This window comes from Shewanella polaris (assembly GCF_006385555.1).
Taxonomy (GTDB): Bacteria; Pseudomonadota; Gammaproteobacteria; order Enterobacterales; family Shewanellaceae; genus Shewanella; species Shewanella polaris.
The window spans coordinates 3,397,249-3,417,096 of the sequence record NZ_CP041036.1; the positions used below are offsets into that span (position 1 = coordinate 3,397,249).

Genomic DNA, 19,848 nt, shown 5'->3' on the forward strand with positions numbered 1-19,848 from the left:
TTTATTTCGCGCGGTATTGATGTATCGCAGAGGTGATTGCGGCAACTAGCTTAGGATTTAAAGCTACCTGTGCCGGTGCTCTGGGTATTGCAGTTGCAGGCGCAGCTGTAGCTGCCGCTATAGGCGCAGGGAAAAGCTTAGCAACAATACCAATACCGATGATCAACATACTTAAAAAGATAAACACTAAGCCCATGCCCATTATCATAATGCCCAGCGCATCGGATAACTGCTCAGATATTGATGTCATGTGTCCTCACTTTTTTGTCAAACAGTTAAATTAAGATAAGTTGGTTTAGGCGCGCTAAATCGGTGCAAGAATTAATATTTATCAATTCACCACACCTATTTGACTTACCTATTAAACAAGCGCTAATTCAGCAAGCATAAATATTCAACTCAAGCTTTATTTAATTCAGGTTTTTATGAGCTGAATCCCCCCACTTGCGGGACATCAGCTCAAAATCTTGTCACAAAATATAAACAATATACCACAATAATGCTATCTTTTTGTAAATTGGTCTTACCAAGTGACATGCACAAAGACAGTGCAACTATACAATCAGTAAAAATAAAGCCGATAAAATGAAGATCCCATAACTAAGTAGCATTTTCTAATAGCTAAATAATAAATTCATCATCAATAAGCATGAAACAACATCACTTACCGCTAAACAGACGCAAACATATACATAAATATTCTCAATCAAACAAACACAATGAATAAAGATGTAATAACAAAAGGCGGCTAAGTCAGATCCACAACGATATGACTAAGAAGCATCTAATGATGAAGATAATTTGAGGGGGTAAGTGTCAACTTATCTCAGGACGGGACAAATTAACATAAAAAAAGCCCTGCATAAATGCAGGGCTTTTTTATTATGGTGCGCGTGGGAGGAGTCGAACCTCCGACCGCCTGGTTCGTAGCCAGGTACTCTATCCAGCTGAGCTACACGCGCAAAATCGGTACAACATATCATTCAAAGGCATTGCTATAGTTAGTACGATAAAAAAATACCAACATTACATATGAATGAATGGCGGAGAAGGAGGGATTCGAACCCTCGATGGGATTTAAAGCCCATACTCCCTTAGCAGGGGAGCGCCTTCGGCCACTCGGCCACCTCTCCGCAATAAATGGTGCGCGTGGGAGGAGTCGAACCTCCGACCGCCTGGTTCGTAGCCAGGTACTCTATCCAGCTGAGCTACACGCGCATAAATTGGGTTGAGTGAAATATGAATGGTGCGCGTGGGAGGAGTCGAACCTCCGACCGCCTGGTTCGTAGCCAGGTACTCTATCCAGCTGAGCTACACGCGCATTCATATTTAACACTTTAATAGATAATGGTGCGGATGGGAGGAGTCGAACCTCCGACCGCCTGGTTCGTAGCCAGGTACTCTATCCAGCTGAGCTACATCCGCATCGTATATCTATTGTAAGAAATGGCGGAGAAGGAGGGATTCGAACCCTCGATGGGATTTAAAGCCCATACTCCCTTAGCAGGGGAGCGCCTTCGGCCACTCGGCCACCTCTCCGTTTCTTGGCGCACATATTACTGTTTGACGAAAATAAGTCAAACCCTTTTTAGGAAACCTAACTTCATTTGGAGTGTTTTTAAGCACATTGGAGATAATAGCCTCAAATAGTCATGAAAACTGCATTACTTTTTATAACTATTCACATCATCACCAACAATATCAGCTTCATTAAGTCACTCGTGATTGTGGCAAGTTTACCTTTTTACTAAATTGCATCTTTCAGGGCATTATTGAACTTACCATGTTGTTTTTACAAAATCCCTATTCCACAAACATTAATAAATAATGGCTGGGTTTGTATTGATTGTATTGTACTAATGCATATAAAAAGTCAAATAATGCGACATAAGCCTTGAATCGAGAATAATCAAAATAATTTGAATGCTAGGCTGGTAAAAAACCTGTTAATCACTGAAATTTCACATTTATTAATACATAAAAGTGGTATTGAACAAACAAAAAAGTCAGCAAATGCTGACTTTAATTATATCGACGACACAATCTGCCGAATATTAGAAATTACCATCTTCAGAAGGTGTTCCAGACTTCTCAGATTGAATACGTTGGTAGATCTCTTCACGATGAACAGAAACTTCCTTAGGCGCGTTAACACCGATACGTACCTGATTACCTTTTACACCTAGAACAGTAACGGTGACTTCATCACCAATCATTAATGTTTCGCCTACACGACGAGTCAAAATTAGCATTCTATTGCTCCTTTAGTTCAATCTGCATAACACGCTTTGTCCGTAATATGCGTTCATTATAAGGTCTGCTTTACATAAAATAATAGTATCTATTTCTAAATACGTCGGTTTATAAAGCACCATCTATTCGAAAATCGTAAATTTGACGATAAATCATCTATTGATACGCAATAAGTAACAAATTAATCACACTTGCTAATCACCACGCAGTTAAATAAATCAATACAGTAAAAACAATAACCAAAATAACTAGAATAAAATCAATAATGATTTGTGTCCAAAGACTTATCGAAAATCATCACCTAACAATACCTATAAACGCTTTTACTGTTCGCGAGTGAGTTCACTATGCCAAATCTACTGTTGGCACTCAAGTTATAAAGTTGAATATCATAGACTTTATAACTTAAGCACCAATATAAGCCCTAATTTACCGACTTATTAGCTTAAACGCTCACGGATCCAAGGTTCAACTGAGGCCAAGGCTGTTTTAAGGTTCTCAGGCTGAGAGCCACCGGCTTGAGCCATATCAGGACGTCCACCACCTTTGCCGCCTACTTGCTGGGCGACCATGGCAACAAGCTCACCAGCTTTGACTCGTTTGGTTAAGTCATTGCTCACACCTGCTATTAAGTTTACTTTACCGTCTTTGGCAGTACCAAGCACAATAATGGCAGACTTAAGTTTTTGCTTTAACTCATCTTGTAGGCCACGTAAAGAGCCTGGGTCTATGCCATCAAGCATCTTAACCAGCACCTTAACACCATTGATATCAACAGCATCACCCGCCATATCGGCACTAGCCGCAGCGGCTAATTTATCTTTTAACTGAGACAAATCTTTTTCTAGCTGTTTCACTTTATCTAACTGAGCTTTTAATTTACTGACAACAGAAGCACTGTCTGATTTCAGCAACTGTGCAGCCTCATCTAGCACAGCTTGTTGCTCGGCAATATAAGCCATAGCAGCAATACCCGTAACCGCTTCAATACGACGCACTCCTGCAGCAATACCACCCTCAGAAGTGATTTTAAATAACCCAATATCACCAGTGCGGCCCACATGCGTACCTCCACACAGTTCGATTGAAAAATCGCCCATGGTAACAACGCGTACCTGGTCATCGTATTTTTCACCAAACAATGCCATTGCGCCTTTTTCTTTGGCTTCATCAATAGCCATTTCAGCGGTGCAAAGTTCATGATTACGACGGATCTGGGTGTTAACTAAATCTTCTACCGCTTTCAACTCAGAAGGTTTAACAGCTTCAAAATGAGAGAAGTCAAAACGTAAACGTTCTGGGTTAACTAACGAACCTTTTTGAGTGACATGAGAACCCAGTATTTGGCGCAATGCAGCATGCAATAAGTGAGTCACAGAATGATTTAACTGAGTACGGTGACGTAACTTTTTATCTACTTGTGCAGTTAACTGCTGGCCAACAACCAATTGTCCTTGAGTTAACTTTCCTTGGTGACCTATTGCAGGGCCAAACTTTTGGGTATCCGTAACAGTAAATACTACGCCATCTGCCGTTAGTTGACCTTTATCACCGACCTGTCCACCAGACTCTGCGTAAAACGGAGTGTCATCTAGTACAACAACGGCATCTTGCCCAGCAACCACTGCCTCAGCTGGTTTACCGTCAACATATAAAGCAATCACGTTCGGCTGCCCAGTTAACTCGGTATAACCACTAAATGATGTTTCAGCATCAATAATTAAATGATTGTTATAATCTGCACCAAAGTTACCTGCGGCTTGTGCACGACTTCTTTGTTCAGCCATTGCAACTTCAAAGCCTGCTTCGTCAACATTAATGTCACGTTCACGACACACATCAGCAGTTAAATCGACTGGAAAACCATAGGTGTCATAAAGTTTAAATACAGTGTCACCGTCTAAAGTATTACCTTGTAGAGAATTCAGTGCACCATCTAAAATTACTAAACCACGCTCAAGAGTTCGAGCAAATTGTTCTTCTTCCGCTTTTAAGGCTTTTTCAACAATGGCTTGAGTTTGTTTTAAACCATTAGCTGCATCGCCCATTACACTGATTAGCGTAGGAACAAGCTTATAGAAAAACGCATCAGTAGCACCCAACTTATTACCATGACGCACAGCACGACGAATAATACGACGTAACACATAACCGCGGCCTTCATTTGATGGCATCACACCATCAGCAATTAAGAATGCACAAGAACGGATATGATCAGCAATGACGCGTAATGATTTGTTCTCTAAATCTGAAACGCCAATAATTTCGGCTGTTTTAGCAATCAACTGCTTAAAGATATCAATTTCGTAGTTTGAATGTACGCCCTGCATAATGGCAGCTATACGTTCAATGCCCATGCCTGTATCGACAGAAGGCTTAGGTAATGGCAACATTTCACCGTCTGCTTGACGGTTATACTGCATAAATACGATGTTCCAAATTTCAATAAAACGATCGCCGTCTTCTTCAGGAGTACCAGGGCGGCCACCCCAAATATGATCGCCATGATCATAGAAAATTTCACTACAAGGACCACAAGGACCGGTATCACCCATCTGCCAGAAGTTATCTGACGCAAATGGAGCTCCTTTATTGTCGCCAATACGAATCATATTTTCAGGGGCTACACCAATTTTTTGAGTCCAAAGGTCATACGCTTCGTCATCTGTTTCATAAATGGTGACACATAAACGCTCTTTTGGTAGCTTGAGTGTTTCGGTTAAAAAGGTCCATGCGAAACGAATTGCATCTTCTTTAAAGTAATCGCCAAAACTGAAGTTACCTAACATTTCAAAAAAAGTATGGTGACGAGCGGTATAGCCTACATTATCAAGATCGTTATGTTTACCACCAGCACGCACACAACGTTGAGATGTGGTCGCTCGTGTATAACTGCGCTTATCCATTCCGAGGAACACGTCTTTAAACTGGTTCATACCCGCATTGGTGAATAACAGTGTTGGGTCATTGGTGGGAACGAGCGAGCTGCTATCAACAACCTGATGTCCGTTATCTTCAAAGTACTTTAAAAAAGCGCTTCTTAATTCTGCTGTAGTCTGAAACATTAATTGGCCCTGAATATAGAAAATACAAAAGTAACGAGCTTGGCAAGCAAGCCTGTAAATGTAGGCATTATATACTGAATTTGGCGAAAGAAGCGAGATGAGTGAATCGATTATAATAGCAGTAAAAAATGATACCTTGTGTGCCTATAGGGGAATGAGTGGTTGTATGGCGTGTTAAATACAACAGTATAAACAAGAGGGACAAGCGTTAAATATCGAATACAAATAAACAGGATGATCATTTTTTTACCCTAGGGTAAAGGCTTATTGATTGGTCTTCCAGGAACATAATTGAGCAAATATATTATTTGACCAAAACAAGAGTTTTACTCAACTTAACGCGACCGCTAAAATCACAATGTTAATTAACTATTGTTGCGTTACGACCTAAAGACCCAAACACCACGGGCTTAATTGATAAAACGTTTAAATGTAATAAAACATATCACCTAAAAAAATCAAATTAACAATAACCTAGAACCGACTAGATTTATTGCTCATCAATGCCTTTTGATTTTTTATTAAACATAGAGAGGTTTTCTTGATGGGAATATTCGCGGCGCGCAACATGCGCTACCGCGATAGATTTTGCGGACTAACTTAGAAAACTTCGCCAGTTTCGAGATCAACATTCTCGTCGCTGTCAGTGCTTGAGCCTAATGAGCCTGGAGCAGCTAATAGCATAGCACGCAAAGTGGTGTCGATTTCATTGGCAATAGCTGGATTTTCAGTCAGGAATTTACCTGCATTTGCACGGCCTTGACCAATTTTTTCACCTTTGTAGCTATACCAAGCACCTGCTTTATCAACAAGCTTATGTGCAACGCCTAAGTCAACCAACTCGCCGGTACGATTAATACCTAATCCATAAAGAATTTGGAATTCAGCTTGCTTAAATGGTGCTGCAATTTTATTTTTAACGACTTTTACGCGGGTTTCGTTACCGATAACTTCATCACCGTTTTTAATGGCACCGATACGTCGAATATCTAAACGAACAGAAGCGTAAAACTTCAGTGCGTTACCACCAGTAGTTGTTTCTGGACTACCAAACATCACACCAATTTTCATACGAATTTGGTTAATAAAAATAAGCAAAGTATTTGATTGCTTAAGGTTACCAGCAAGTTTGCGCATTGCTTGGCTCATCATACGAGCAGCAAGGCCCATATGTGAATCACCAATTTCACCTTCAATTTCGGCTTTTGGCGTTAATGCAGCAACAGAATCGACAACAATAACATCTACAGCACCAGAACGGGTTAATGCGTCACAAATTTCTAATGCTTGCTCGCCAGTGTCTGGCTGCGAACAAAGTAGGTTATCAATATCTACGCCTAGCTTTTTTGCATAAATAGGGTCAAGTGCATGCTCTGCATCAATAAACGCACAGGTTTTACCTTCGCGTTGTGCTGCAGCAATCACTTCAAGTGTTAATGTTGTTTTACCTGATGATTCAGGGCCATAGATCTCAACAATACGTCCTAATGGTAAACCACCAGCACCTAGGGCGACATCCAATGAAAGTGAACCTGTAGAGATAGTTTCAACATCCATTGTGCGATCTTCGCCCAATTTCATAATTGAGCCTTTACCAAATTGTTTTTCAATTTGACTTAACACGGCGGCAAGTGCTTTCTCTTTATTTGGATCAACCTTCATTATAAAACCCTCTTAAGGCATTCAATACGTTTAGTAAAATGCTATTTGTACTTAGGCGGAATGGTGTGGACCATTTCATTATGTTCATCAGTATACTGTATAGTCATACAGTATCAAGTGCTGATCGTAATTTTTTTCTTACCTTTGATAATTGCCTTTTTACATCAATATATTATCTTCGCAGATTTTTATATGAATCTATTTATACCCTGAGGACAAATATTGTTAAGATTAGCCTCATAAGATTTACGACTTAAAAACGATTAATAGTGAAGTGTTCATAATGACAGTGATTGATACCAGCGATTTAGAAAAACACACCCCGATGATGCGTCAGTATTTAGGCTTAAAAGCCGCCCATCCTGATATGTTATTATTTTACCGTATGGGTGATTTTTATGAGCTGTTTTACGATGATGCTAAACGCGCATCTGAAATGCTGGGCATTTCGCTTACGGCTCGCGGGAAAAGCGGCGGCGATCCTATTCCCATGGCTGGCATTCCCTATCATGCTGTCGAAGGCTATTTAGCAAAATTAGTTAACATTGGTCAGTCTGTGGCCATTTGCGAACAAATTGGCGATCCTGCCACATCAAAAGGCCCAGTTGAACGCCAAGTAGTGCGTATCGTTACTCCTGGCACCTTAACAGACGAAGCCTTACTGCAAGAAAAACAAGACAATTTACTGGCGGCGCTTTATCAGGGTAAAAACGGTTTTGGTTATGCAACCTTAGATATTTCATCAGGCCGTTTTGTGGTTGCAGAATTACCCACTCGTGAAGCATTAGAAGCCGAATTACAACGCACCAATCCTGCAGAATTACTTTACAGTGAAGATTTTACTGACATGTTATTAATCAATAATATGAAAGGGATCCGCCGCCGTCCAGAGTGGGAGTTTGATTACGATACTTGTGTGAATTTACTATTGAGTCAATTTGGTACCAAAGATTTACATGGTTTTGGGATTACAGATGCCCGCTTGGCGCTGCAAGCTGCTGGTTGCTTAATGCAGTATGTAAAAGATACACAAAAGATGGCGTTGCCGCATATCAACTCGATTGTGCGTTTTAATCAATCGGAATCGATTATTTTAGATGCCGCGACGCGACGTAATTTAGAGTTAACTCAAAACTTGTCTGGCGGACGAGAAAATACCCTCTCGTGGGTATTAGATAATACCGCAACCCCTATGGGTAGCCGTATGTTACAGCGCTGGATCCATGAGCCACTTCGTAATAGACAAACGATTCAAGATCGCCATAATGCCGTCAATGAACTCATTGAACTCGACCTATATCAAACGTTACATGAACAACTAAAAAGCTTAGGTGATATTGAACGTATTATGGCTCGTTTAGCACTACGCAGTGCCAGACCTCGCGACTTTTCACGTTTAAAGCAGGCGTTAACACTTCTACCTGAAATTCAGCAAACATTAGCTACATGTCAACAACCTAGATTGAGCGCATTAGTGCAATTGTTAGGTGATTTCCCAGAACAGCACGATTTATTAACGCGCGCTATTGTAGATAATCCTCCTGTGTTAATTCGTGATGGTGGGGTTATCCGTACTGGCTATAATAATGAATTAGATGAATGGCGTAAGCTGAGCGAAGGCGCGAGTGATTATTTAGTTGAACTTGAAGCCCGCGAGAAACAGCAAACTGGAATTAACACCTTAAAAGTGGGTTATAACCGAGTTCATGGATATTATATTGAAGTTAGTCGTTTACAAGCTGACAGAGTGCCTCTGAGCTATCAACGCCGGCAAACACTGAAAGGGACAGAGCGTTATATCACCCCAGAATTAAAACAATACGAAGAAAAAGTACTCTCAAGCCAAGGCAAAGCCCTCGCACTTGAAAAACAGCTGTGGGAACAGCTATTTGACTTATTGCTGCCAAAATTACAAGAGTTACAACAGTTTGCTAGCGCCGCTGCAGAGCTAGATATACTCAGTAATTTTGCAGAGCGAGCAGAAACCTTTAATTACCAACGCCCACAAATGACTGACGATATTGGTATTCATATTGACGCAGGTCGTCATCCTGTGGTTGAAAGGGTCAGTCAAGCGGCTTTTATTGCAAACCCTGTTGCGTTAACACCGCAACGTCAAATGCTTATTGTCACCGGTCCCAATATGGGCGGTAAATCGACCTATATGCGTCAGGTAGCACTCATTACATTAATGGCACACATTGGTTGTTTTGTCCCCGCGGATTCAGCCAAAATTGGCGAAGTTGATCGGATATTCACCCGTATTGGTGCCTCAGATGATCTAGCATCGGGTCGCTCAACCTTCATGGTTGAAATGACTGAAACCGCAAACATTTTACATAATGCGACCGCAAACAGTTTAGTGTTGATGGATGAAATCGGTCGCGGAACCTCGACTTACGATGGTTTAGCCCTCGCGTGGTCTGCTGCAGAATATTTAGCAAAAAATGTGAGTGCGTTAACGTTATTTGCCACTCACTATTTCGAACTAACCCAACTGCCCGAACTGTTACCATCAGTGATTAACGTCCACTTAGATGCAATAGAACACGACGACACGATTGCCTTTATGCATTCAGTGCAAGAAGGTGCGGCAAGTAAAAGCTATGGGTTACAAGTTGCGGCACTTGCAGGTGTTCCAGCTCAAGTGATTAAAGCAGCAAAACAAAAACTGCATCAACTTGAAAACCGCGATATGAGTTTATCGCAGCAAAATCCGACCCAAGTCAGTATGAACTTATTACCGCCAATACCAGAGCCTTCAGCTGCATTGGAAAAGCTAGCACAAATTAATCCTGACGATTTAACCCCTAAACAAGCATTAGATTATTTATATGAATTGAAGCGCTTAAATAGCCAAAGCTAATCAATACCAAAGCTTGCTATAACTCGGAATAATAGGTCTGTGGAAGTCTGACAAGACTTCCACACCAACATTGTATTTATCGAAAAAGGTAATACATACACAATGAGAGTTAGAATGACACAACAATAGGCTTAAAATAATAGGCAAATGTAAATAGCGAGGAGATGCTAGAAAGGAGTGAATAGACGTTTTGAATCCGCGTTAAGCATATTTAACCACATGGTAAATGTGCAAATAGCATATGGGGAAATACATTTTATTTATCAACAAATTAACTTTAACCCTACATCGTTTAAGTTCACAACGATTAACGGGATAAACCTAAAAACATGAGTCTGAATTGTTACCGCCCATATAGGTTATTAACCCGACTATCGACTATCGACTATCGCCTTAAATTGTATTTATTCAGATTCCCTATCAAATAACTTTCGATGGTCATCTTTCATTTAATACCCAAAGTAAGTATTAACTATTTATTAATCTCTAAAAAGTGCCTCAACAGACAGACCTTGCGTACCAAGTAAATCTTTTAAGCGTTTTAGCGCTTCAACTTGAATTTGACGAACTCGTTCACGTGTAAGACCAATTTCTGCCCCCACATGTTCTAATGTTGAAGGTTCGTATCCAAGTAAACCAAAACGTCTTGCCAACACTTCACGTTGTTTGGTGTTCAGTTCATTTAACCAGCCAACAATTGATTTAGATAAATCTTCATTTTGTACACGATGGTCAGGACCGACCGAATCATCAGCGGCAATAACATCTAATAATGCCTTTTCGCTGTCGCCAGCTAATGGTGAGTCTACCGAGGTAATTCTTTCGTTTAATTTTAACATACGACTGACATCACCGGTCGATACATCTAATTTTTCGGCAATTTCTTCAGCGGTAGGTTCATGATCTAATTTTTGGGCAAGTTGCCTTGCTGTGCGTAAATACACATTCAATTCTTTTACTACATGAATAGGAAGACGGATAGTGCGAGTCTGATTCATAATCGCGCGTTCAATGGTTTGTCTAATCCACCAAGTCGCATAAGTCGAAAAACGGAATCCACGTTCAGGGTCAAATTTTTCCACAGCTCTAATTAGGCCTAAATTGCCTTCTTCAATAAGATCTAGCAGTGCTAAACCACGATTGTTATACCTGCGGGAAATTTTAACAACAAGACGGAGATTACTTTCTATCATTCGGTTGCGAGATTTTGCGCAGCCTTTGAGGGATTTACGTGAAAAAAACACTTCTTCTTCTGCCGTAAGCAGTGGGGAAAAACCAATTTCACCTAAATATAATTGAGTGGCGTCAAGATTTTTTTGAAGGTCGTCTTGGACTTTTTCTTCAATGTCGAGTTGTTGTACCAAATCGCCTTTTTTGGTTGCAACCTCTTGTGGTTGTTTAGCTAGATCGACAAGTTGTTCTGCTGAAGCAGTACTATTTTTGCGGCTCATAATTGCTCTCCCAAACCTAATTTTATGTATGTAATCTACTTCACTTGCTTATCCTCCGCTATTTATGTTGCTAAACTATTATTGTTTAGGTAGATATCTTAATGGGTTGACAGACTTTCCATGGTAACGCACTTCAAAATGAAGCATCACTTGGCTTGTCCCTGTACTGCCCATTGTTGCAACTGTTTGCCCTGCACTAACATATTGCTTTTCTTTAACCATTATCTTGTCCGTATGAGCATAAGCACTTAAAAAATCATCATTATGTTTGATAATCACTAAGTTGCCATAACCTCGTAGTGCATTACCTGCATAAACAACTCTTCCATCAGCTGCGGCTTTAATAATATCTCCGCGATTGCCAGCAATCTTAATCCCTTGATTGCCTTGTTCTGATGCCGAAAAATATTTAATTATTCGGCCTCTAACTGGCCAGTGCCATTGGTGAACTTGCTGCGGCAAGTTTTCGATAGGACTACTCGAACCTTGGTTAATATTTTGTTGGGTAGTTGTTACAGAATACGCAGGCTTTACTTTGTGATCAAGATCTTTTTTCGTTTCGGCTGGAACCACTGCAACTACGGGCTTTGAGAGAATTATAGGCTTGATTGTTTTAGATTCCGGACGGTTTCCACTCGAAATATAGGGTTGAGAGACCGCGCTAGTTTGTACCGAATTAACATTAGCCTTAGGTTTACGAACTGCGGTCGACGAATGCTTTTTTGGGGCAGTTAACGTCAGTGTCTGCCCTGGATAGATAGTGTAAGGAGCCGCTAAATGATTCAAATGAGCTAGTTCTACAAAATTACGGCTGGCGCCCCATGCTATTGAATAAAGAGTGTCACCTTTCTTTACTTTGTATTTATTGGTTTTTAATGACCCTTTATGATAACGAGGGTTATAATTTTTCGACGATAAACTGTCAACCGGCGCTGGATGATCCGCTTGAAAGCTGCATCCCGAAAGCAAAATAGCTAAAACACAAACGTTCGGCCAACCGGTATTCATCAAACAAAGTCCTTAAGGGGAGAAATACATGATTGTTATGCTAAAACGAACTTATTTCCAACGAGCTTATTTCAAAAGAAATTATGATTAATTTATTAAGGCTCATCTTATCGTGATAACTATGCTAAACCGCCATTAATAAGAGGTACAAACTTTACCGCCTCAACAATCTCTGATTGGAATGATTGTCCAATACGGGTTATTTTGAGCAGTTGTTGAGTATCTTCACCCACAGGAATAATTAATACCCCATGGTCAGATAACTGTTCAAGCAATGCTTGAGGTACCGTAGCCGCTGCGGCCGTCACCATAATGCCATCAAACGGTCCACGATTTGGCCACCCTTGCCAACCATCACCATATTTGAATGCTACATTATGTAAATCTAGGCGTTTGAGCCTTTGCCTAGCTTGTATTTGTAATGCTTTGATACGTTCAATAGTACATAACTCTGGAATTAACGATGCCAAAATGGCAGCTTGATAACCAGAACCAGTACCAATTTCTAGCACCTTCTGAGGATTGTGCTGCATCAGCAATTCCGTCATTCTGGCCACTATATAAGGTTGTGAAATAGTCTGACCTTGGCCTATCGGTAATGCCGTATTTTCATAGGCTTTATGCGCCAATGCACCATCGAGGAACAATTCTCGTGGTATTGTTGCAACCGCATGTAAAACCGCAGGATGTATGATCCCTGCATCAGACAATTTTTTCGCTAAATTATTTGCTGATGTTGAAGCTACCCGTGTCATATTTTTATTATCCAATCGGCTAATCCGTCAAGTTGATTGTATGCCGTTAAATCAACAGTTAGCGGTGTTATTGACACATAACCGGCTGCTACAGCACCAAAATCAGTCCCTTCACCCGCATCTTGCTCAGTGCCAACAGGCCCAAGCCAGTATATATCTTTACCCGCTGGATCTTGGGTTTTTATCATACCTTCGGCTTTATGCCGGCCGCCTAAACGTGTCACTTTAATGCCTTTAATTTGCGATAAAGGCAAGTCTGGAACATTAACATTTAAAATTTGGTCACGACTAATAGGGTGAGCCAACAATCCTTTTACAATTTTGGCAGCAAAGATGGCTGCGGTATCATAATGAATTAATGACTTTCCAGCCAGTGATACTGCAATAGCAGGCAAACCTAAAAAACGTCCTTCCATTGCAGCAGCGACAGTACCTGAGTACAGGGTATCATCGCCCATATTAGCCCCTGCATTAATACCAGAAACCACAATATCAGGCTCAGTTTTACACAGTTCCCGAATCGCGAGATGGACACAATCGGTAGGTGTCCCGCTTACAGAAATATAACCATTATCTAAGTTATTAATTCTTAATGGATTAGTCAAGGTTAATGAGTTACTTGCTCCAGAGCAATTACGATCTGGGGCAACGGTTAGTATCTGCGCAAACTCACTGAGTACGTTACTTAACGTAATAATTCCTGGAGCGTTCACGCCATCATCATTACTGACTAAAATATTCATCATCGATTAAGACTCTTGTTTTGTTTGTGCTTGTTGATCTGCAACCATGACTTTTCGTTGTAACTCTTGAACATCTTGATAATCAGCCAGTTCGCGAAGTACTGACGTTGCATAACTTCCCGCAGGCAAAACAAATTCAAGCGTGAGCGTATCAGCGTCAAACTGCCACTTAATGCCTTGAGGCTCAAGTAATAATGGGCGTCGCTCTTGTGACAAGCCCGCCTCTTCAAGTCCCTGTAAGTCAATTGACAAATCAACTAATGGCGTCATTTCTACAGTTAATGCTTCATCTTGAGCTAAGGGTGTTCCCCTGCCCCACAATGGCGCTGATAGTTGGATATCTTTTTCTGCTAAACGCGCATTGAGAACATCATCCCATGCTTGAACAGTAAAATAGCTTTTACTGCCGGCTAACATGACACAATCACCCGCTAATGTTTGGGCTTGATGAGTCACTAAGCGATAGGAAACCACTTGATTAAATATGTTAGAACGCACAGCTGATAAATACATACTGCGTTTATTGCGATCTTTTACATTACGACCGCCGCTAAGCATTTGTCGCCCTAACAGCAAGTTTTTACCGTCATGACCAAAACGTTGCTCACCAAAGTAATTAGGAACACCCATTTTGGCAATTTGTTGTAAACGCGCTTCAATATCAGCGACTTCGGTAATATTACGTAATGTCAGCACAAACCGATTGCCAAGCAAAGCGCCTATACGCAATTTTTTACTGTGGCGACCGCTCGACAAAATCGTTAATTTATCATCATTAAGCTGCGTCCACTCTGGTGTTTCTTTACCAGGAATACGCACCCCAAACCATTGTTCAGTGATGGCGTTTTTGTCTTTCTGGCCAGCAAAGGTCACTTCTTTTGGATGAACTTTAGCAAACTTAGCCAATATTTCAGCAACATAAACGGTATTCATGCCATTTTTGCGCACGTGCAGCATATGATGTTCGCCTTCGCCCGTCGGCGTAAAAGGCAAAATTTCTTTAACAATAAAATCACTGTTATGAGTGCGCAAATCGGCTTGGCTTATTGGTTTACCAAATAGGTAATGTAATTCTTTCATGCGACAGAATTCTCTATAATTTGTAGGTTATTGGCTTTTCATTAATACAACAGCTTCAACAGCGATGCCTTCTTTGCGCCCTGTAAAACCCAGCTTCTCGGTAGTGGTCGCTTTAACATTAATCTTGTCTATGTCGGTCTGTAAATCAACACTTAAGCATTGACGCATAGCCTCAATATGTGGCGCCATTTTAGGTGCCTGAGCAATAATGGTGACATCTAAGTTACCTAATACAAACTGCTTTTGCAGTGCAAGTTGATAACAGTGCTTTAATAATACCCGACTATCTGCACCGGCAAAATTAGCATCAGTATCAGGGAAGTGTTTGCCTATATCACCTAACGCCATCGCCCCTAATATCGCATCACTAATGGCATGCAGTACCACATCACCGTCAGAATGGGCAATCAGTCCACTTTCATAAGGGACAGTAACACCACCTAAAACCAGTGGGCTATCACCGCCAAATTTATGTACATCAAAACCATGACCGATACGAATATTCATTTAAAAACCTTATCTTAACTTGCTTTGTGCTGATATTAACAAGTGTGGCTATTTCAGTTAACTATTGTTGTGACATAAACAGAGCTGCTAATTGTAAATCATCAGGGTGAGTCACTTTGATATTATCCATTCGGCCATTAACCAATCCCGGCATAACCCCGGCCCACTCCATTGCACTGGCTTCATCGGTAATAGGTACCTGCGCGGCTAATGCCGCCGATAAGTGGTGACGTAAAACTGAAACAGGGAAAATCTGTGGAGTTAATGCATGCCATAATAACGCGCGATCGACTGTATGAATAATATTACCGTTAGTGTCACTTCGCTTCATGGTGTCGCGAACTGGTGCTGCGAGAATGGCGCCTTGGGGATGAAGATTTACTGATTCAATCAATTTAGTAATATCTTGATGAGTAACACAAGGCCTTGCAGCGTCGTGCACCAAAGCCCAAGCTTCAGGGTTTATAGACTCAACAAAATCTAATGCGGCTAATACAGAATCGGCACGTTCACCACCACCAACAACGGTTGTCAGCTTTGAGTGATGAGACTGTGGTAACTGACTAAAATAGTTATCTTGTGGGTGTAATGCTACAACAACTTGGTCTATTTCAGCATGCGACAATAATGAATCTAATGTATGGGCGAGAATGCATTGTTGTCCAAGCATCAAATATTGCTTAGGTATATCGGCCCCCATACGACTCCCCACGCCTGCAGCAGGAACAATAGCAATGATAGAACGAGGATTGTTTAGCATATATGCAATACCAAGATTGAAAATAATATGATTAAGTAGTACTTAGGATGCCACATAGACTAACGATTTAATTGGTTCAGATCACGTAATTCACTGCCTACGACCCGATAAAACGTTTCGCCTTCTTTAACCATACCTAACTCGTTGCGGGCACGTTCTTCAATGGCTGCAGTGCCACTTTTTAAATCAATAATCTCTTCTTTAAGGATTTGATTTCGAGCAACAAGCTTGTCATTACTTTGTTCTTGCGCTGCGATTTGGGTTTGCAGCACGACATATTCTGAAAAATTGTTGTCACCCTTCCATAGTCGGTACTGTAAAAGTGATAATAAACAAATCAATAAAAATATTAGTCGTTTCATAATATTAAGTTATGTCGAAGTAACCCCTAGAAAATATGTTCATTATAGTACAACAAAAAAGGCCACCTAGTGGTGGCCTTTTTAAGCTAAAGCAAAAATATTATCCTTGGCCTTTCACTTCTTTAAGACCGTTGTATGGTGCTTTTGAACCTAGCGCTTCTTCTATACGAAGCAATTGGTTGTATTTCGCAACACGGTCACTACGGCTTAGTGAACCTGTTTTGATTTGACCTGCCGCTGTACCAACAGCTAAATCAGCAATCGTTGAATCTTCTGTCTCGCCACTACGATGAGAAATAACAACCGTAAAGCCTGCATCTTTAGCCATTTTAATTGCCGCCAATGTTTCGGTTAAGGTACCGATTTGGTTGAATTTAATTAAAATAGAGTTAGCAATGCCGTTGTCGATACCACGTTTAAGAATCTTAGTATTTGTTACGAATAGATCGTCACCAACTAATTGGATTTTATCGCCCATTAATTTAGTTTGGTGAGCAAAACCATCCCAGTCAGACTCGTCAAGACCATCTTCGATAGAAACGATTGGGTAGCGTTGAGTAAGACCTTGTAAAAAGAAGTTAAATTCTTCAGAAGTGAATTTTTTACCTTCACCTTTAAGATCGTAGATGTTGGCTTCTTTGTCGTAAAATTCAGAAGCCGCACAATCCATAGCTAACGTGATGTCTTTACCTAGCTCGTAACCTGCATTGGCTACAGCAACTTTAATTGCAGCAAGTGCAGCTTCGTTAGATGCTAGGTTTGGGGCAAAACCACCTTCATCACCTACCGCAGTTGAATGTCCGTCAGCTTTAAGCACTTTAGCAAGGCTGTGGAATACTTCCGCACCCATACGTAGACCTTCACGGAAAGTCTTTGCGCCAACGGGTTGGATCATAAACTCTTGAATATCAACACTGTTATCAGCATGCTCGCCACCATTGATGATGTTCATCATTGGAAGAGGCATAGAGTAAACACCTGGTGTACCGTTTAGATCTGCAATGTGAGCATATAAAGGTACGTGCTTAGCTGCAGCGGCGGCTTTTGCGATAGCGAGAGAAACAGCAAGAATAGCGTTAGCGCCAAATTTTGCTTTGTTTTCGGTACCGTCTAAGTCAATCATGATTTGGTCAAGTTCAGCTTGATCCAAAGCATCTTTACCTTTAATCGCTTCTGCAATTGGGCCATTTACAGCAGCAACAGCTTTTAATACACCTTTACCTAAGTAACGTGCTTTGTCGCCGTCACGAAGTTCTAATGCTTCGCGACTACCAGTTGATGCTCCAGATGGTGCAGCAGCCATACCAATAAAACCGCCTTCTAAATGTACTTCTGCTTCAACGGTTGGGTTACCACGCGAATCCATAATCTCGCGACCAATCACTTTAATAATGTTAGCCATAATATCCTCATACTGTGTAAGTAAATTAAAAATTTAAAATAAAAGTTAAAAGCCAATACCAATAAAACCGCTAAAACAACAAATATTGTTGATTTATTGGTATTAAACTTTCAGTTTAGTAATTTTATTCTATTGTAAGGTAGAGTAGATCGAATTGGTCTTTGCTTCAACTTAGTTTTAACCGCAATGAGACATCATAATAGCGATTATCTGATTTATACACATATCTTACACAAAAAAGCCGCTAATGCATGCATTAGCGGCTGTCTCAATTAGCTGATATCGCGTTTTTGATACGCATAAGAAGCAGCAATAAAGCCTTCAAATAATGGATGACCATCTCGTGGAGTTGAAGTAAATTCAGGGTGGAATTGACTCGCAACAAACCATGGATGATCAGGCAGTTCAATCATCTCAATTAATTTACGATCAGAAGACAAACCACTGAACACTAAGCCGGCTTTTTCCATACGTTCGATAAAGTTATTATTCACTTCATAACGATGACGATGACGCTCTACACACGTAGCTGAATTATAAGCTGTTGCTGCTTTTGTGCCTTCTTTTAAATGGCATAACTGAGCGCCTAAACGCATGGTGCCACCTAAATCTGAAGACTCATGGCGTTTTTCAACATCACCTTCTTCGTTAATCCATTCAGTGATTAGACCCACTACTGGATAAGGTGTTTGTGAATTAAACTCTGTTGAGTGAGCACCATCTAAACTTGCTACATTACGTGCAAATTCAATTAATGCTACTTGCATACCTAAACAAATACCAAAGTAAGGTAGATTATTTTCACGGGCAAATTTAGCGGCAAAAATCTTACCTTCTACGCCACGCTCACCAAAGCCACCAGGTACTAAAATACCATCAAGGCCTTGCAACACTTCTTCGCCTTTAGCTTCAACAGTTTGTGAATCAATGTACTTAATGTTCACTGTCACACGTTTTTTTATACCCGCATGTTTTAATGCTTCGTTAACAGACTTATAAGCATCAGGTAATTCAATGTACTTACCTACCATACCTATAGTGACTTCACCATTTGGATTGGCTTCTTGGTAAATAACGTTTTCCCACTCAGACAAGTCAGCTTCGTTACATTCTAAATTGAAACGCTTGATCACTAACTCATCTAATCCTTGCGAGCGTAATAACGCTGGAATTTTATAGATACTATCAACGTCTTTTAATGAAATAACCGCACGTTCTTCTACGTTGCAAAATAACGAAATTTTAGCTTTTTCATTAGCAGGAACTGCACGGTCGCCACGACAAACCAGTACATCCGGTGCAATACCAATAGAACGCAACTCTTTAACGGAGTGCTGAGTTGGCTTGGTTTTAATTTCACCTGCAGCGCCTAAGAATGGCACTAAGGTTAAATGCATAAATAAAGTACGCTCACGTCCTAGCTCGGCACCCAATTGACGAATAGACTCTAGAAACGGTAATGATTCAATATCGCCTACCGTGCCACCGATTTCCACAATCGCCACATCATGCCCTTCACCACCCGCGATTATTTTTTCTTTAATCGCATTCGTAATGTGGGGAATAACCTGAATGGTTGCACCTAAATAATCACCACGACGTTCTTTACTAATGACTTCTTCGTAAATACGGCCTGTAGTAAAGTTATTACGGCGGTTCATTTTGGTGCGAATGAAGCGTTCGTAATGACCTAAGTCGAGATCGGTTTCAGCACCATCTTCAGTCACGAATACTTCACCGTGCTGAGTGGGGCTCATAGTACCCGGATCGACGTTAATATATGGGTCAAGTTTCATAATGGTTACATTGAGGCCACGCGCCTCTAAAATTGCTGCTAGCGAAGCTGCTGCAATGCCTTTACCTAGTGATGAAACAACGCCACCAGTAACGAAGATATACCTTGTAGTCATGCTGAACCTGAGAAATTAGATTGG

General features: G+C 40.8%; 15 protein-coding genes and 6 tRNA genes. 1 reads left to right on the forward strand and 20 read right to left on the reverse strand.

The annotated features are described in order from the left end of the window. Position 1 precedes the first annotated feature (1 nt). The 10 genes from FH971_RS14725 to recA all read right to left on the reverse strand — a co-directional run bounded on the left by FH971_RS14725 (position 2) and on the right by recA (position 6,980). Complete coding sequence (locus FH971_RS14725; RefSeq protein ID WP_137226373.1) at positions 2 to 250, reverse strand: OadG family transporter subunit; 249 nt, start codon at positions 248 to 250, stop codon at positions 2 to 4. Positions 251 to 885: 635 nt separating this feature from the next. Then, a tRNA-Arg gene (locus tag FH971_RS14730) sits at positions 886 to 962 on the reverse strand. Positions 963 to 1,041: 79 nt separating this feature from the next. Further along, positions 1,042 to 1,133 (reverse strand) — tRNA-Ser (locus tag FH971_RS14735). An 8-nt stretch (positions 1,134 to 1,141) separates the two neighbouring features. Continuing rightward, positions 1,142 to 1,218, reverse strand: a tRNA-Arg gene (locus FH971_RS14740). A 26-nt stretch (positions 1,219 to 1,244) separates the two neighbouring features. Continuing rightward, a tRNA-Arg gene (locus tag FH971_RS14745) sits at positions 1,245 to 1,321 on the reverse strand. Positions 1,322 to 1,348: 27 nt separating this feature from the next. Beyond that, positions 1,349 to 1,425, reverse strand: a tRNA-Arg gene (locus FH971_RS14750). Positions 1,426 to 1,447: 22 nt separating this feature from the next. After that, positions 1,448 to 1,539, reverse strand: a tRNA-Ser gene (locus FH971_RS14755). A 515-nt stretch (positions 1,540 to 2,054) separates the two neighbouring features. Continuing rightward, on the reverse strand, positions 2,055 to 2,252 hold the full coding sequence (csrA, locus tag FH971_RS14760; RefSeq protein ID WP_076496509.1) for a carbon storage regulator CsrA: 198 nt from the start codon (positions 2,250 to 2,252) through the stop codon (positions 2,055 to 2,057). Positions 2,253 to 2,693: 441 nt separating this feature from the next. Further along, positions 2,694 to 5,318, reverse strand: a complete 2,625-nt coding sequence (gene alaS, locus FH971_RS14765) for an alanine--tRNA ligase (protein WP_140234834.1) — start codon at positions 5,316 to 5,318, stop codon at positions 2,694 to 2,696. A 600-nt stretch (positions 5,319 to 5,918) separates the two neighbouring features. Continuing rightward, positions 5,919 to 6,980 carry a recombinase RecA gene (recA, locus tag FH971_RS14770; RefSeq protein ID WP_140234835.1) on the reverse strand — a complete coding sequence of 354 codons (1,062 nt, stop codon included), beginning with the start codon at positions 6,978 to 6,980 and terminating at the stop codon, positions 5,919 to 5,921. 283 nt (positions 6,981 to 7,263) lie between these two features. Between recA and mutS the strand changes: the two genes are divergently transcribed. Further along, complete coding sequence (gene mutS, locus FH971_RS14775) at positions 7,264 to 9,846, forward strand: DNA mismatch repair protein MutS (RefSeq protein WP_140234836.1); 2,583 nt, start codon at positions 7,264 to 7,266, stop codon at positions 9,844 to 9,846. Positions 9,847 to 10,325: 479 nt separating this feature from the next. On the opposite strand, the gene rpoS is transcribed toward mutS, so the two are convergent. From rpoS to FH971_RS14825, 10 genes are all read right to left on the reverse strand, one after another. Beyond that, complete coding sequence (gene rpoS / locus FH971_RS14780; protein WP_137226369.1) at positions 10,326 to 11,297, reverse strand: RNA polymerase sigma factor RpoS; 972 nt, start codon at positions 11,295 to 11,297, stop codon at positions 10,326 to 10,328. 78 nt (positions 11,298 to 11,375) lie between these two features. Further along, a complete protein-coding gene (locus FH971_RS14785; protein WP_167496035.1) occupies positions 11,376 to 12,308 on the reverse strand; it encodes a peptidoglycan DD-metalloendopeptidase family protein in 933 nt (310 codons plus the stop codon). Positions 12,309 to 12,424: 116 nt separating this feature from the next. Next, positions 12,425 to 13,060 (reverse strand): protein-L-isoaspartate(D-aspartate) O-methyltransferase, encoded by a 636-nt coding sequence (locus FH971_RS14790; RefSeq protein ID WP_137227431.1) that lies wholly within the window; start codon positions 13,058 to 13,060, stop codon positions 12,425 to 12,427. Further along, positions 13,057 to 13,806 (reverse strand): 5'/3'-nucleotidase SurE, encoded by a 750-nt coding sequence (surE, locus tag FH971_RS14795; protein WP_137226367.1) that lies wholly within the window; start codon positions 13,804 to 13,806, stop codon positions 13,057 to 13,059. The genes FH971_RS14790 and surE overlap by 4 nt, the downstream gene beginning before the upstream one ends. Before the next feature lie 3 nt (positions 13,807 to 13,809). Continuing rightward, positions 13,810 to 14,883, reverse strand: coding sequence for a tRNA pseudouridine(13) synthase TruD (truD, locus tag FH971_RS14800; protein WP_140234838.1), 1,074 nt, complete (start codon positions 14,881 to 14,883; stop codon positions 13,810 to 13,812). 27 nt (positions 14,884 to 14,910) lie between these two features. Continuing rightward, positions 14,911 to 15,390 (reverse strand): 2-C-methyl-D-erythritol 2,4-cyclodiphosphate synthase, encoded by a 480-nt coding sequence (gene ispF, locus FH971_RS14805; protein WP_140234839.1) that lies wholly within the window; start codon positions 15,388 to 15,390, stop codon positions 14,911 to 14,913. A gap of 61 nt (positions 15,391 to 15,451) precedes the next feature. After that, positions 15,452 to 16,150, reverse strand: a complete 699-nt coding sequence (ispD, locus tag FH971_RS14810) for a 2-C-methyl-D-erythritol 4-phosphate cytidylyltransferase (RefSeq protein WP_140234840.1) — start codon at positions 16,148 to 16,150, stop codon at positions 15,452 to 15,454. A 59-nt stretch (positions 16,151 to 16,209) separates the two neighbouring features. Beyond that, on the reverse strand, positions 16,210 to 16,512 hold the full coding sequence (gene ftsB / locus FH971_RS14815; protein ID WP_137226363.1) for a cell division protein FtsB: 303 nt from the start codon (positions 16,510 to 16,512) through the stop codon (positions 16,210 to 16,212). Positions 16,513 to 16,612: 100 nt separating this feature from the next. Next, complete coding sequence (gene eno, locus FH971_RS14820) at positions 16,613 to 17,914, reverse strand: phosphopyruvate hydratase (RefSeq protein ID WP_140234841.1); 1,302 nt, start codon at positions 17,912 to 17,914, stop codon at positions 16,613 to 16,615. A 272-nt stretch (positions 17,915 to 18,186) separates the two neighbouring features. Next, positions 18,187 to 19,824: a CTP synthase gene (locus FH971_RS14825; protein ID WP_140234842.1), complete on the reverse strand. Its 1,638-nt coding sequence runs from the start codon at positions 19,822 to 19,824 to the stop codon at positions 18,187 to 18,189. Between the last annotated feature and the right edge of the window lie 24 nt (positions 19,825 to 19,848).

Excerpts from the sequence above, each read along its gene's own strand:
- FH971_RS14725 (WP_137226373.1), bottom strand. The coding sequence starts at position 250 with ATGACATCAATATCTGAGCAGTTATCCGATGCGCTGGGCATTATGATA.
- csrA (WP_076496509.1), bottom strand. The coding sequence starts at position 2,252 with ATGCTAATTTTGACTCGTCGTGTAGGCGAAACATTAATGATTGGTGAT.
- alaS (WP_140234834.1), bottom strand. The coding sequence starts at position 5,318 with ATGTTTCAGACTACAGCAGAATTAAGAAGCGCTTTTTTAAAGTACTTT.
- recA (WP_140234835.1), bottom strand. The coding sequence starts at position 6,980 with ATGAAGGTTGATCCAAATAAAGAGAAAGCACTTGCCGCCGTGTTAAGT.
- mutS (WP_140234836.1), top strand. The coding sequence starts at position 7,264 with ATGACAGTGATTGATACCAGCGATTTAGAAAAACACACCCCGATGATG.
- rpoS (WP_137226369.1), bottom strand. The coding sequence starts at position 11,297 with ATGAGCCGCAAAAATAGTACTGCTTCAGCAGAACAACTTGTCGATCTA.
- FH971_RS14790 (WP_137227431.1), bottom strand. The coding sequence starts at position 13,060 with ATGACACGGGTAGCTTCAACATCAGCAAATAATTTAGCGAAAAAATTG.
- surE (WP_137226367.1), bottom strand. The coding sequence starts at position 13,806 with ATGATGAATATTTTAGTCAGTAATGATGATGGCGTGAACGCTCCAGGA.
- truD (WP_140234838.1), bottom strand. The coding sequence starts at position 14,883 with ATGAAAGAATTACATTACCTATTTGGTAAACCAATAAGCCAAGCCGAT.
- ispF (WP_140234839.1), bottom strand. The coding sequence starts at position 15,390 with ATGAATATTCGTATCGGTCATGGTTTTGATGTACATAAATTTGGCGGT.
- ispD (WP_140234840.1), bottom strand. The coding sequence starts at position 16,150 with ATGCTAAACAATCCTCGTTCTATCATTGCTATTGTTCCTGCTGCAGGC.
- ftsB (WP_137226363.1), bottom strand. The coding sequence starts at position 16,512 with ATGAAACGACTAATATTTTTATTGATTTGTTTATTATCACTTTTACAG.
- eno (WP_140234841.1), bottom strand. The coding sequence starts at position 17,914 with ATGGCTAACATTATTAAAGTGATTGGTCGCGAGATTATGGATTCGCGT.
- FH971_RS14825 (WP_140234842.1), bottom strand. The coding sequence starts at position 19,824 with ATGACTACAAGGTATATCTTCGTTACTGGTGGCGTTGTTTCATCACTA.